Genomic DNA, 14,680 nt, shown 5'->3' with positions numbered 1-14,680 from the left:
GAACTTTATACGTGTAGTATGAATTTATCCTGGTATTTATAAAACAGTGCTAAACCTACAATCATGGCCACTGCAGCCGATATTAATGCGAATATTAGTTGATGTGGATCGTACAATTTACCGTAGAGAAAAGCACTCCGACAACATTCTATAACAGCATAAACTGGGTTATAATCCTGAATAAATCTGAAACTGGCCGGTACAATGCTAGCAGGGTAGAATATGGGCGTAGCGTACATTAATAGAGTCATAAGAACCCCATACAAATGTTCAAGATCACGGAAGAAGACGTTTATGGTGGCCACTATCAGTCCCACCCCTATGGTGAAGAACAGCAGGGCTAGGATAGGTAAACTGGTGAATATTATGTAAAGGGTAAATGGTGCATTGGTGGCAGCCATTACTAAAAATAACACTACCAGGGATAGTAAGAAGGTTACAAAGTTGGATAATACTGCTGAAAGGGAATAAATATATTTTGGCACGTAAACTGTTTTTAAGATACTTGCACTACTCCTTATTGATCGCATGGCAGCAGTGGTTCCACCTGAAAAGAAGGTGAATATCAATCTACCAGTTAATAAGTACACAGGATAGTTTTCCACCCCAAAACCTTTAAATAATGTTGAAAATATGATGGTGAGCACGATCATGGTAAGGAGGGGTTCTAAAAAACTCCAGAATACTCCTAAAACCGACTTACGGTACTTGGTTTTTATGTCTCTGCTTACTAACTGGTAAAGTAAGAATTTATATTTCCTAAAATTGTATAGAAATCTGTGCCCAGTGACGTTCCCTGCTGCCATATTAACTTCCTTTATAACCATTGCCTATTTGATGATAGTCAAAGCCAATTTCGTGTAGTGTTTCCTTATTATATTGGTTTCTACCATCGAAAATTATTTTATTAATCATTCTCTTACTCATTTCCTCGAAGTCCGGACTTCTGAATTCCTTCCACTCCGTCAATAACAGTAAAGAATGGGCACTATCTAGGGCATCGTACTTATTTTTTGCATATTTTACTTGTTTGTTATCTTTAAAATAGTACTTTTCAGCAACTTCCATTGCCTGTGGATCATAAACCTGCACTTTAGCCCCTAATTGGCATAATTTGTTAATGGTGACCACTGAAGGTGCTTCTCGCATATCGTCAGTTCCGGGTTTAAAGGAAAGGCCCCATATTCCGAAGGTAAAGTCCGAGAGGTTTTCCCCAAATTTATCTACTACTTTACGTACTAATGAAAGTTTTTGTTGGTTGTTGAGTTCTTCCACTTTTTTTAATATGTTAGCGTCATATCCATGATTGGCAGCGGTTTTAATCAGAGCTTTAACATCTTTAGGGAAGCAACTACCCCCATATCCACAACCCGCATATAAAAAGTTGTATCCAATCCTTTTATCACTGCCTATGCCCATACGCACATTATTAATATCGGCGCCTACTTTTTCACAAATATTGGCTATTTCATTCATGAAGGATATTCTGGTGGCGAGCATGGCATTGGCGGCATATTTAGTCATTTCTGCGCTGCGAATATCCATGGTGATAAATCTCTCATGGTTTGTGGTGAATGGAGCGTATAATTCTTTCAAGGTTTCAATTACATTTCCATTACTTGATCCAATTATCACCCGGTCAGGTCGCATGAAATCTTCCACTGCAGATCCTTCCTTTAAGAATTCAGGGTTAGAAACTACTTCAACATTGAGCTTAAGATTTCTTTGTTCTAATTCATTCAGGATAGTGGTTTTAACTTTATCGGCGGTTCCCACTGGAACTGTGGATTTGTTAACTACGATTATGTCATGATTTACCAATTGTCCAATGTCTTTAGCCACATCAAGAACATACTGCAAATTAGCACTGCCATCTTCACCCATGGGAGTGCCCACGGCGATGAAACAGAGATTAGAATTATCCAAACCTTCTTTAAGGTTATTGGTAAAGATAAGTTCCCCTTTGGACTGGTTTTTAAGTACTAATTCTTCTACTCCTGGTTCATAAATGGGTATGATACCTTTTTTTAGACATTCTACCTTCCCATTATCAATATCTATGCAATAAACTTTATTCCCCATTTCTGAAAAACAGGTACCTGTGACTAACCCCACATAACCTGTTCCGATAACTGTTATTTTCATATCCACCCACCAGTAAGATAATTATTTACGCATTGAAGTATATTAAATAGCAAAATCCTTTTCCATTTCTTGGAATGAATAATAATTTGCTACTGCAGCAAAATCCATTAATATCTGCATCTTATTTATATAAGGATAACGATTTTCCTTGGTCATTATTATCATGTTTTTTGTCCGAGGATATTTATCCGAAAATCTTTCAATTAATAATGCTTTGAAACATTCTTTTAAATTAATTTCTTTTTCATGATATGAATTAATAATTTTGCTTATTTCTTCATTAAGGAAATAATCTAGCTCGTTTAAACCTAAAACTTTTATAAAATTTCGGTCAAATTTGTCAAGTTCATTGAACTTTTTACTTAATACTTGCTTTAAATTTGCATTAACATAATTATAATCCCATAAAAAAGGATCTTTTTCATGGTGTGTTGAATCAAGTTTTGTTAAATAGGGTTCTACATCGGTTTGGGGTAATGAATCACCTGCAAACGGAATAGTTAATAATTTAGGTTCAGAACGTTTCAATATTTCATAAACAAATTCTTTAAAAACATCTTCATCTCCGTGTTCAGCATACAATAAAGCGAACCATGTCTCATATTCTGTGAAGAACAACGGAAAGAAAAAATTTTTATGGAAAAGAATTCTTCTTGCAAACCATCTATTACCAGAATATATTTTATCTATTGTATATCTTTTAAAAGCATCCATGCCTAATTGAGCAATTACAGAAAAGTTGGATATTTTTCTAGTATAACCAATTACAAAATCTTTTGAATTCCAATCTCCCTGGGCCATATAAAATGTTAAAGCATATTCTTTATACTCATTTGTATTTGGACGTTTATTATTTTGAGGAACAACATGAAAATGTTTGACATTAAGAACTTTGGCCACTTTTTTAGCAATAACTACATCTGGATGAGTGTCTTGACCAGAAGTACTGCATTCAAATGATATTCCATGCTTTTTACATATTGGTGAAAGAATAGCTGCAGTTAATCTAGAATCTAATCCTCCAGTCAATCCTAAAGTTATTTTTTCAAAGTTAGGTTTCAAACTAACTAAATTAGCTTCCACAAAACTAATCAAACTATCATAATACTCATCAAATAACTTGAGTTTGTTATTGTTAAATAACTCTCTAAACCATTGCGGAACTTCAATAGATTCTTTTATTTCTAGTAATATTTTACCTTCTTTAAAATATTTAGTATCTTGTGGGAATATCCTCTTTATCTCTTTAAAAATAGTATTTCGTGGAAAATATCTTGGAGTCCATTCCCTGAAAACAGAATCTTCAATGAAATCATAATCAAAATGATGAACAAAAGGTCTTTCCCTAAATTTCTGAATACCATCAACAATCAGCTTTATTTCTGTTGAAATTACATCACAGTTCTCGTCTTCATAATGAAATAATTGCCTTACACTTAAAGGAGGAGTTCTAATAAATCCATTGGCTTCTTTATCTATCGAAATTATTTGGTAATCACCCAACAATCCAGTTGAATCGTTCAACTCGTCAAAAAATTCACATATATCTGGATTTCGTAGATTATTGTTAACATTAACAATACCATTAACCAACAAAAGCCTATCTTCATCAGCAAAATAAGAATAACCATAAACCTCATGATCAATATGGTCATAGGGATAAATATAAATTATAAAATTAGATATTTCAAATTTAATGGCCTCTCTAGAAATTAAAGAAGGCACATCAGACGAGCTTAATACGTGTTCATTTATTTGTTCATCTTTAAATGAATCTTTTTTTGAAATCAAAATAAAATGCATACTTTCACTATTCCCTAATATTCAACAGTTTTATTAAATTGTTAAATGAATTATAAAAATTTTATTTTTTCCTAAAAATAACATTTAATATAATAACATGAAACTTATTCATTAATCCCCAAATATCTCTCAATTTCTTCAAAGGAATGAAAATTTGCTACTGTAGCAAAATCCATTAATATCTGTAGCTTTGAATTATAAGGATAGCGATTTTTCTTGTTCATTTTTATCATACTTTTAGTTCGCGGATAGTTATTAAAAAATCTTTCTTTTAGTAATAGCTTGAAAAATTCATTTAAATCAATTTTGTCTTCACGATAAGATTCAATAAACTTATCTATTTTTTTATTAAGAAAATAATCCAATTCATTTAGACCAACAAAACTCAAAAAAGACTTTAAGTCATCGTCCAACTCATCAAATTTTTCACTCAATACTGGTTTTAAATTCATATTAACAAAATCATAATCCCACAAAAAAGGATCCTTCTCATGAATTTTAGAATCAAAAACTGTTAAATAAGGTTTTACATCAGTTTGGGGTAATGAATCACCTGCAAACGGAATAGTTAATAATTTAGGTTCAGAACGTTTCAATATTTCATAAACAAATTCTTTAAAAACATCATTCTCCCTATGATCCGCATATAACAAAGCAAACCACATTTCATACTCAGTGAAAAATAATGGAAAGAAAAAATTGATGTGGAAGAAATTTCTCCTCCCATACCACCTATTGGCATAGGCGATCTTATACAATTCATCCTTTTTGTAACCATCCATCCCTATCATAAGTATTAAAGATAAATTTGAAATGTTCCTTTTATATTGTGGTACAAAATCTTTAGAATTAAAATCGCCTTGAGCCATATAAAAAGTTAAAATGTAATCACAATATGCAGTAGTATTTGGACCCATAAACGGAAATGAACCCAAATCATCAGAAGCATAAATTGAAGTATGTTCAATATCCAGAATATTTGCAACCTTTTTTGATAGGATCACGTCCGGGTGGTCATTTTGACCTGAAGTTTGACATTCAAAGGGGATCTGATGTTTTTTACATATTTTAGAAAGGATTGAGGCACTTAATCTTGAGTCAAATCCGCCGGTTAAACCTAGACATATTTTTTCAATGTTTGGTTTCAGTCTTACTAGATTAGATTCTGCAAAATTCACCAAGTTTTTGTAATAATCATTGAATAATTCGACTTTACTCTCTTTATACATTTCTTCGAACCATTGAGGGATTTGAATATCCTTTTTTTTGATTATAAATTTTCCTTCTTTGAAATATTTAGTATCATAAGGAACTACTCTTTCTATTTCTTTAAAAATTGTTTTTTGCGGGAAATCTCTTGGAGTCCATTCCCTGAAAACAGAATCTTCAATGAAATCATAATCGAAATGATGAACAAAAGGTCTTTCCCTAAATTTCTGAATACCATCAACAATCAGCTTTATTTCTGTCGAAATCACAACACAGCTCTCATCCTCATAATGAAATAATTGCCTTACACTTAAAGGAGGAGTTCTAATAAATCCATTGGCTTCTTTATCTATCGAAATTATTTGGTAATCACCCAACAATCCAGTTGAATCGTTCAACTCGTCAAAAAATTCACATATATCTGGATTTCGTAGATTATTGTTAACATTAACAATTCCATTAACCAACAAAAGTCTATCTTCATCAGCAAAATAAGAATAACCATAAACCTCATGGTCAATATGGTCATAGGGATAAATGTAAATTATAAAATTAGATATATCAAATTTAATGGCCTCTCTAGAAATTAAAGAAGGCGCATCAGACGAGCTTAATAAGTATTCATTTATTTGTTCATCTTTAAATGAATCTTTCTTTGAAATCAAAATAAAATGCATATTAACTCCTCATTTAATTTTCTTCCTTAATTATTTATAGGTATAACATGGAGAGGAGGGATTAAAATTTAGTTTGAATGTTTAAACCATTATTTAAGAAATCACTATAAAAAATTATTTATATAATTTATTAATTCATTTACCTGGATTTTCAACATAAGCAGTTTTTTTCATTTAACATAACCTTTTTTAGCTTCAATCACCCAAGGCCAACGATTTATTTCATCCAAACATAACTCTTTAGTCATCTGTCGAGTTTTTTGTAATTGTTCAACATTATTTTGAGTTCTCTTTTGGGGCCTATGATGATAAAGATGATATAATGTATCGTCGATTCTATATTGTTTTAGGTTAAATAGATCTGCCCTTATCATTATTTCATTATCCTCGCCGCCCCAACCACTAAAATTTTCATTTTCCATACCTATATTGATAAATGAATTTTTATCCCAAAAAACAATACCTCCATCTGCCCAAGGCCTATTCTGCACAGTAGTTTTTATAGTATGGAAATCAAATTTTTTTTGAAATGTTTTCTTATCTATTATGTCGGTGACTTTCCTATCAAAAGGATGTACAACTTTATATCCTTTTTTTAAAAGCTTAATAGCCCTATTTACATTTTCTTTTTTGGTTATGCAATCAACATCAACAATTGCAACATATTGTGTTAGTGATTCTAGAACTCCTTTATTAATAGCTCTAGATTTGTTAAATAATTGACCGTTAGCAAAAACCGTGCAAACTCTAAAAGAATTAAATAAATGAGCATATTTTTTAATTAAATAATCTTTGGAGGATTTATCAGAATGCTCAGATATTATCATATTATTTATCCCTATCTTACTAAAAAAATTTAAAGTAATATCCAAATTCTCTTCACGATCCGGATCATTTGTTTTTCGATAGGGTAAAATTAATGTTAAATCATCATAACGTATGGAAGGGTTTAACCCCTGAAGTTGGATATATAATTTAAAAATTCTATCTTTTGTATTTACAAAAAAATTTTTTAATTTGATATACAAACTTTTAATATTCCATTTAAAACGTTTATTGATCCTAAAAGCAATATTTTTCGATTTGTATTTTATATAACCAGTAAAAGTTAAGTGTTCTGCCAATTCGTTTTTACTTGAATCTAATATTCGTTGTAAATCATCTTTTTCTTTTTCTAGTTTATTTTGAGTTTCTATGAAATTTTTAATAATCTCCGACAGTGAAATTGCATCATCATATCTTTTATCGACTATATTGTTAAAAAGTGGAGTTATATACCTTTTATTGAGTTCTGTATCATATTTATTGAATTCCTCAATAAGAAAACCGATTGTTTCTAACAATTCTCTTTTTTCAATTGAACTTGTATTACTTATTATAAAGCCATCCATCCAGAATTGTAAATGTCCCTTAAAAAGAGTTGGATAAAATTCTTCTTTCCCATAATTCTTCAATAAATCAAATGTTTTATGGTATGCCTGAATCATACCCATTAAGTTTTTCTTATTCTTATTTCGACTTATGCCTTTATCACCTTTTGAATCACGTATCCTATTATAATTAAATAAAAAGCGATTATTTAAATAGACAATTCCATTTGCTTCTAGAAAAGAATGAACCATGAAAGTCAGATCTTGGGCAGGGATACCTTCTGGAAATCTAATATCATTTTCCACAATGAAACTTCTTTTAAATATTTTTGTCCATACTGACGGAGGAATTGTAAAGAGTCCAGGTTCTTCATCAATTTTTTTGACTTTTATCTCATCTAAATCACCAAAAATACTGTGACATCTTTGGATTTTATTTTCAAAGACATAAACATATCTACTAAATACAATATCTACATTATCCGCAACAATCCGACCATATAAGACTTCACAAGCATCTTCAGTATAATAATCATCAGGATCAAGGAACATTAGATAATTCCCTGTAGAATTTTCTATTCCAACATTTCTTGGCCTTCCAGCAGCTCCACTGTTTTCATGAAGATGTATTGAGGTGAAATTTTTATATTTATTAGCATACTCATCCATTATTTTTCCACTTTTATCAGTGGAACAATCATTTACCATGATTACTTCCAGATGCTTTAAACCGATAGTTTGCCTTACAATCGAGTCCAAAGCATTTTTAATATAATTTTCCACATTATATACTGGAATAATTATGCTTATCTTAAATTGACTGTCATTTAAAATTGATTTTAGATATTTCATTTGATCACTAGTTCTAATGGGGTATGTATTCGATTTTTCTTGATTTTTCATAGAATCAACACACCTGAATAAGAATAATGTTAATCATGTTTTTTATCAGATGATTTTAATAGATAAAAATTATAACTTTGATTTGAAGCATGTTCCTTTGGTTACTATGATCATTTAACTGTTTATTTATTAATTTTATTCCAAATATATAATTATTAATTTTAATAAAAAGGCTATAAGAAAGTTAAATGATTTAATGAGATTATATCAAAATTTATCGAGGCGGTTAATATGGTTTCTTTAAAAAATCCTTTGAATTTTATTAAAAAAGCGAATAGAACATTCAATGTATACCTAGGAAATTATAAAAGGATAGATGATTTTTTAAATGCATATGAAAGAGACCAGCAAAAATCAGATGCCTTTTTAAACGCTTTTTTAGACATATACGGAGAAAACCAAGAAAAAACAAACAAATTCATAGAAAAATACGAACACAACCAAGAAAAAACAGATGCCTTTTTAAACGCTTTTTTAGACATATACGGAGAAAACCAAGAAAAAACAAACAAATTCATAGAAAAATACGAACACAACCAAGAAAAAACAAACGCATTTATGGATTCTTATATTTCTATAAGAGAAAATTTAAAAACAGCTATTGATACATTCAATCAAAATTATGATATTTGCAAGGGATATTTCTTTAACGGTGATGAAAATTCATTTGAAATGATGGACACCGATCAATTCTTCCAAATGTGTTTTTTTAATAATATCCAACTTTTATCTCATTCCCCATCAGAAAATAGAATATACTTAGAAACTGAAGAGGGGATTAAGCTTGTTACAAATAATCGTTTTTATACTATTGGCGAAATTTATGCAAGGGATGGATATTCCGTACCACAATTATATCAGTTTAAAGAATTTGTTGTTTTTGATATAGGAATGAATAGAGGATATGCTGCACTGAAATTCGCTAATTATGATTCCTGTAAAGCAGTCTACGGTTTTGAAATAAATCAAGAAACTTATGATTTTGCTTTGGAGAATCTTGACCTGAATCCCGAGTTAGCTCATAAAATAAAAACATATAATTTTGGACTTTCTGATAAAGATGATGAAATCGACATATATTGTCTTCCAGGTTCCGATGGAATCACAACAGCTGAATTAGAGTTTACTAATATCCAATCAGAATGGTTAAAAGGTAAAGAACAAATGAAGATTAAAAAAGCGAATGTAAAAGAGGCAAGTGCAATTATTTTAGATATCATCAAAAAGGATAATATCAATTCAAATATCGTGTTAAAAATAGACACTGAAGGTTCAGAACATAAAATTCTTGATAATTTAATAGATAACAATGTATTAGATAAAGTGGATTTAATTATGGGTGAAAACCACTTAGGCGAAGATTTAGATGGAAAATTAGTTGGATTTGAAAATATTAGCAAAAAGTTCTATGCAAATAATATACACAGTTTTTGTTATGTAAAAGATGAATATTTTAATAAATTACCACAGGCAAAATTTGCATAAATCACCAAGTTATTTAAAGAAAATTTAAATAATTATGGAAAATATTTATCTATTATCCTTCTAAAAACCAAATTAATCTTATTTTTTATAACGAACACTAATCTATTAACTTTATTATTAATTCTACCCTTTTTTCAAATGTAAAGTTAAATAAATCAGTTCTATCTAACGCTTCTTCCTTTTTCTCATCATTGATTAAATAATAATTAATAAGTGATTGAAGATCATCAGGATTATCATAAGTCACCATCGTATCTCCAAAAACATCCTCTACTCCCCTAACTTTATCCGAAATAATAAAAGCCCCACAGGCGGATGCATCGAATAGGCGATTTGAAAGGAAACCTTTATCCCTCATATCATCCCAGTGATCACAAAGGAGGATTTTACATGATGAATAAGCTTTTCTCAACTCCTTGTTGGGAATGTGCTCTCCTTTAATATATTTTGTATCGATCAGCCCTTCCCAACCTGCACCGTAAACTGCCAGGTCCTCCTCAGTGGGCAGTAAATCCTTGATTATCTTCCGGTGCACTCCCCTGGAGTTTCCCACAAATAACAGGTCGTGTTTGTATTTATCATCAGGGTCCGGGTAAAAGAGTTCGGGGTCTGTGCACTGCAGCATGGCTTCCACAGGGACATCAACTTTTGGGGCTATTTCCTCAGCCCAGAACTCGGATGCTATGAACACGTGCTGGTACTGGTTGTACTCCTCAATGGTCACCTCATCAGGGTGGGATATGTTCCACATTATATTGAAGTGCTGTGGTTTTGGCTGATAACGGCTCAATCCCCTTAAAACCAGGACAGTGTCACAGCGGGCATCACCATCACCCTCCCATTCCGGTAAAACTTGGAGTACTACTTCACAATCCTTCCTCTCCAGTTCTTTCTTCAATCCCATGGCCAAATAGTAATCACCCCACTCCTCCACTTCATCCCAGCTTGGTGCAGGAATTTTAATGGCCATCTTCCTCTTCAGGATGTAACTTTCCAGGCAATCCCTTATTTTATCCGCCCGCTGGTCATAGGTATGATGGGACAGAACAAAATCCTTTAACTCCTTTATTTTTGCTTTCCTCTCCTCATCATGAGATAGATATAATTCAAGGAGTTTTTTAAGCTCTTTTTTAGATTTATAGACTGGTAAGATCCCCTTAAAGGTTTCCTCTGCACCTATATCTCCATTGGTAATTACCATAACGCCAGAGGCAATGGCATCGAATACCCGGCTATTCACTGATCCATATTCCTTGGTCACTCTGTTGGCATCATCCAACACCAGCCGGGTGGACCTGTAAACCCGGGGTATGTCTTGGTAGTTAACGAAACCTTCATAGTAATCCTTTAATTTATCGAATTCATCCCAGTTTTTACCGAAAAGCTTGAAGTTGTAGGGTATGCTTTCCGGGTCCAGCATGTCCACGATTTCTCGGGGATCCTTCCAGTAGCTACCGGTGAAACAGTAATCACATTCCCATTCTTCACTTTTTACTACTTCAGTGTTGAATATCTCTGGATCCGTGGCTAGGGGTAGTAGATCAGTTTTCATCCCGGTTTTATCTTCTATGTAATGGCAGGCAGTTTCACTGGTGGTCATTATCAGGTCAAAATCCACAAAGTCTGGGTGTGATATCCACCGGCTGAGCCAGTTCCGGGGCCAGGCCACTTTAATGAGTAGATTATTTTCACAGCGAATCCGGCGAATATCATAGGCATCAAGTAAGGATATTAAGACATCCACATCGGGGTCAACCTCGTACCAGTCCTTGGATTCAGTCCGGGAAAGGTAATCAATTTTCCAGCCGAATTTTTTGAAGCTCTTCCCCAGGGATAGGGCGGTGAAGTAATCACCGGCAGAACTGTTTTCACCAGTTTCAGTGACCACGAAGGTTACTTTAAGAGGTTTGGGGGAAAAAATTCGGTTATCATTTAATTTATCCAGTAACAGTTCCCTGCGCAACCATTTTCCCCATCTTTCCTGGAATAATCTCCTATTATTTAAACGCCTTTCTCTAACTTCATTGTTTTTGTCAGATTCCTGTGTACCGAATTCATAGTGGAACAATAATGCTCTAGAAGAACATACATTCTTGTAACCTTTTTTAAGTAACTTTAAACAGAAATCCACATCTTCATACCCGTATAAATATCCCTCGTCCAGACCATCAACCTGGAAAAACTTGTCCTTAGAAACCAGTAAGGCTGCTGCAGTGATTGCTGCCCTATTTATGTTTTCGTCCTCATCAACAGTAAATGCATCACCATTACCAATATTGTAGGGTTTTATAAACCCTTTTTCCTCTCTAAATGCTATTCCCGTATGTTGAATTTTAAAGGAGTTTCTCCAGTTATAACGAGAAGCTGAACAGTCAGGGTAAACCAGTTTTGCCCCCACAGCTCCCACTTCCTCGGACGGGAGTGCTGATTTCATCATCTGGTTGAGCCAGCCATAGATGGGTTCAACATCGTTGTTTAAAAGAAATAAGTAATCACCATCGGCTATTTCAGCTGCCTGATTGTTTGACTTTGAAAATGACTCGTTTTTAGTGTTTTTAATAAGTTTTAAAGGCAAACTTTCCGAAAGACCCTCTAAAAAGGTTAAGGATTTATCCTGAGAGTCATTGTCTACCACGATAATCTCATAATTAGGATACTGTATCTTTTCCTCAAAATCCTCGAACAACCTTTCAAGATGCTTAAGACCATTCCTGTTAATTATTATAATGGAAACACTGGGTGAATCATCATCAAAATTTTCAATATCAATATTTAAAGTATTCTGATTTATTATGGATTCATATAACTCCTTTTTTTGGCTTTCAGTGAGTTTATAATCCTGTTTAATAAACTCCGCTAACCTGGACTCCTGTAACTTCCTAAATCTAGAGTTAGTTAAGTGTTTCCAGGATTTGTAAGAGTCCCTGGTACTATTTCTAAATCTTCTTAATTCTTCAAAGCCTTTTAATTTTCTTACCCAGGGAGGAATCTTCACTATAAAACCTCATAATTTTATTACTCTTAATTAACATTTATCTAATCCAATTAGGATCATCATGAAATTGACAATTAGTACAGAATATCCATTTTATATCAATTCTTATTTCCAGACTCTTTTATAAATTTTAGGGTGTTAAGTCAGGGGTTTAGATATATAATGAGTTCCTACACGAACTTCGAGGGTTTGTACAAAAATCTTGGCCTTTAAATTTAACCTAAAGTTATATAAGGTAGAATCTAACATAAAATTTTATTTAAGGTTTGCATTCATCCTAAACTAATCATTTTCAATTAATAGTAGTATTTTATTCTGCAGTAAAAAGCAGAGAAAAAAATAAAAGTGGTTAAAACAATGTCCAAGAAATTAATAGCATTAATAATATTAATAATCCTCATTGCAGCGGGAGGATTGATTGTATCTCATTTTTATTCACAGGGAAAAGAAAAATTTGAGGGAAATTATAACGTGTTACTCCTATGTGCAGACCCCTCTGAACAACGACCGGGTGTTGGAGGTGTGGACATGGCATTTGTAGTAAACGTGAAAAATTTAACCATGGTTAATATGACCCCTATCTATCCTGGAGGTATGTCTCATCCCACTTTATCTCCCACTGCAGACATGAAAAGTAATGGAATTGATAGGTACTATCTACACGATTCATTATGGACTTCAGATGTGGAGGGAGGGGCTAAAATAGCCCAGGAAACTGTTGAATATAACACTGGCATGAAAACTGATCTAGTAGTTATTGTAACCCCTGAAGCAATAGATGCCATTATAAAGGCTATTGGACCCATTTATGTGGAAGGTCAGGGTACTGTGAGTGGTAACTCCATTGAATTTTTGAGGGAAGAACAGAATGCCAATGGTATGTCCAGAGGTAGTGCAGTCCAGTCCCTTATGAATGGTATTAAAAAAGCAGCCCAAAATCCAAATAATCGAAAAACTCTCATAGACACCATGACATCCCAGTATACTCAGGGAAACGTATATGTATTCCCTCCAGATGCTTTTAGAGAGTTTGTAACTTATGAAGGTATAAACAGCATTTTTTAAGGGTTGCATAACCTAAACAGAAGGTTAAAACAACTGAACAAAAAAAAATATCTTCCATCCTCATTTTTCTTTTTTTCTCCCTTTTTTACATATCCCATTTCATCCTAAAAAAAGTAGAAATTAATTAAAGTCTTTTCATAAGTAACTTTTTGAAAGTTTAAAAAAAATGAGTAATCTATCTAAGATATTTTTCTATTTCTTTAATGTCGAAACGTATAATAATCAACCTAGTATTACCCCTTATTCCTTTACCTGTAAAACGAGTGTCAATTAAACGCACAAATTCAAGTTTTTTCAATGCACGATCGAAGGAAGCGTAACTGAAAGATTTCCCTTCATTTACTTTCGCTTCTTTAAGGATGTTAAAAATGTTCCCCGCTGTAGGATGTTCATCCTCTACCTTAACTATTGCCCTTAGAAGATTTTTTTCGTCCCCGGATAATTTGTCAATGGTATCCTGAATATGGTGAGAGTCAAAATCCTGCATAGCCTTATCTAAATGTTCTCTTTGAATGTTTATGGAGGCATCAGCCTCAGCAAAATTCCCACTGGTACGTAAAAGATCAATGCCCACCCTTAAATCCCCGGTAGACAGTGTAACCTCGGTAATTTCATCCAATAATTCATCAGATAAAACAGATGGATAAAAACCAACTTTAACCCGATCGTGGAGTATGTCCCTGATCTCCTGGAAAGTGTAGGGATCGAACACTATCTCCTGGGGTATAAAGACCGAACTAACATTCTTATCCAGCATGTACCGGAATTCTATGTCTGATATTATGGCAAAAACACCGGTTCGAACGCCAGGGAATACTTCATGAGCCCTTAATATGTCATAAAGTATTTGGTTGGCATTTTTACTGTAAAATAGATGGTTGATATCATCCAGGGCCACCACCAGGGCTTTCCCCTCATTGGCCAGTTTTTTCATTATCTCTCCGTAGATACGGGAGAAGGGAACACCAGTTTCTGGAGGCACATGGCCGAATATATGCTGGTAGATCTGGGAGAAAATGTTAAAACGA

At 33.0% G+C, this 14,680-nt stretch carries 9 protein-coding genes (1 of these 9 running past the window's edge); 2 read left to right on the top strand and 7 right to left on the bottom strand.

Annotated features, from left to right (window positions below):
- Positions 1-5: 5 nt before the first annotated feature.
- The 5 genes from CIT02_RS10880 to CIT02_RS10860 form a co-directional block, all read right to left on the bottom strand.
- Positions 6-806, bottom strand: a complete 801-nt coding sequence (locus tag CIT02_RS10880; protein ID WP_292612397.1) for an ABC transporter permease — start codon at positions 804-806, stop codon at positions 6-8.
- Position 807: 1 nt separating this feature from the next.
- Complete coding sequence (locus tag CIT02_RS10875; protein ID WP_292612395.1) at positions 808-2,145, bottom strand: UDP-glucose/GDP-mannose dehydrogenase family protein; 1,338 nt, start codon at positions 2,143-2,145, stop codon at positions 808-810.
- Between the two features lie 42 nt (positions 2,146-2,187).
- Positions 2,188-3,948, bottom strand: a complete 1,761-nt coding sequence (locus CIT02_RS10870) for a hypothetical protein (RefSeq protein ID WP_292612393.1) — start codon at positions 3,946-3,948, stop codon at positions 2,188-2,190.
- A 104-nt stretch (positions 3,949-4,052) separates the two neighbouring features.
- Complete coding sequence (locus CIT02_RS10865) at positions 4,053-5,834, bottom strand: hypothetical protein (protein ID WP_292612391.1); 1,782 nt, start codon at positions 5,832-5,834, stop codon at positions 4,053-4,055.
- A 170-nt stretch (positions 5,835-6,004) separates the two neighbouring features.
- Positions 6,005-8,107, bottom strand: coding sequence for a glycosyltransferase family 2 protein (locus CIT02_RS10860; protein WP_292612389.1), 2,103 nt, complete (start codon positions 8,105-8,107; stop codon positions 6,005-6,007).
- A gap of 231 nt (positions 8,108-8,338) precedes the next feature.
- Here CIT02_RS10860 and CIT02_RS10855 point away from each other — a divergent pair, with 231 nt between their 5' ends.
- Positions 8,339-9,592, top strand: a complete 1,254-nt coding sequence (locus tag CIT02_RS10855; RefSeq protein WP_292612387.1) for an FkbM family methyltransferase — start codon at positions 8,339-8,341, stop codon at positions 9,590-9,592.
- A 97-nt stretch (positions 9,593-9,689) separates the two neighbouring features.
- On the opposite strand, the gene CIT02_RS10850 is transcribed toward CIT02_RS10855, so the two are convergent.
- Positions 9,690-12,587 carry a glycosyltransferase gene (locus tag CIT02_RS10850; RefSeq protein WP_292612386.1) on the bottom strand — a complete coding sequence of 966 codons (2,898 nt, stop codon included), beginning with the start codon at positions 12,585-12,587 and terminating at the stop codon, positions 9,690-9,692.
- Between the two features lie 357 nt (positions 12,588-12,944).
- Here CIT02_RS10850 and CIT02_RS10845 point away from each other — a divergent pair, with 357 nt between their 5' ends.
- The gene (locus CIT02_RS10845; protein ID WP_292612384.1) at positions 12,945-13,652 is read left to right on the top strand and encodes a DUF4012 domain-containing protein; all 708 of its coding nucleotides are present in this window, start codon (positions 12,945-12,947) and stop codon (positions 13,650-13,652) included.
- A 175-nt stretch (positions 13,653-13,827) separates the two neighbouring features.
- Here the strand turns inward: CIT02_RS10845 and CIT02_RS10840 are convergent, their stop codons facing one another.
- Positions 13,828-14,680: the 3' portion of an ORC1-type DNA replication protein gene (locus CIT02_RS10840; protein WP_394340415.1), read on the bottom strand. 290 nt of this gene lie beyond the right edge of the window; the window shows 853 of its 1,143 coding nt (coding positions 291-1,143); its start codon lies off the right edge, out of view; it ends in the stop codon at positions 13,828-13,830.

It is taken from the genome of Methanobacterium sp. BAmetb5, from assembly GCF_003491305.1.
In the GTDB taxonomy this organism is placed as follows: Archaea; Methanobacteriota; Methanobacteria; order Methanobacteriales; family Methanobacteriaceae; genus Methanobacterium.
This window is presented reverse-complemented; position numbering and strand designations above follow the sequence as displayed.

Bases quoted from the DNA above. Each gene is read 5' to 3' on its own strand.
- CIT02_RS10880 (WP_292612397.1), bottom strand. From the start codon at position 806: ATGGCAGCAGGGAACGTCACTGGGCACAGATTTCTATACAATTTTAGG.
- CIT02_RS10875 (WP_292612395.1), bottom strand. From the start codon at position 2,145: ATGAAAATAACAGTTATCGGAACAGGTTATGTGGGGTTAGTCACAGGT.
- CIT02_RS10870 (WP_292612393.1), bottom strand. From the start codon at position 3,948: ATGCATTTTATTTTGATTTCAAAAAAAGATTCATTTAAAGATGAACAA.
- CIT02_RS10865 (WP_292612391.1), bottom strand. From the start codon at position 5,834: ATGCATTTTATTTTGATTTCAAAGAAAGATTCATTTAAAGATGAACAA.
- CIT02_RS10860 (WP_292612389.1), bottom strand. From the start codon at position 8,107: ATGAAAAATCAAGAAAAATCGAATACATACCCCATTAGAACTAGTGAT.
- CIT02_RS10855 (WP_292612387.1), top strand. From the start codon at position 8,339: ATGGTTTCTTTAAAAAATCCTTTGAATTTTATTAAAAAAGCGAATAGA.
- CIT02_RS10845 (WP_292612384.1), top strand. From the start codon at position 12,945: ATGTCCAAGAAATTAATAGCATTAATAATATTAATAATCCTCATTGCA.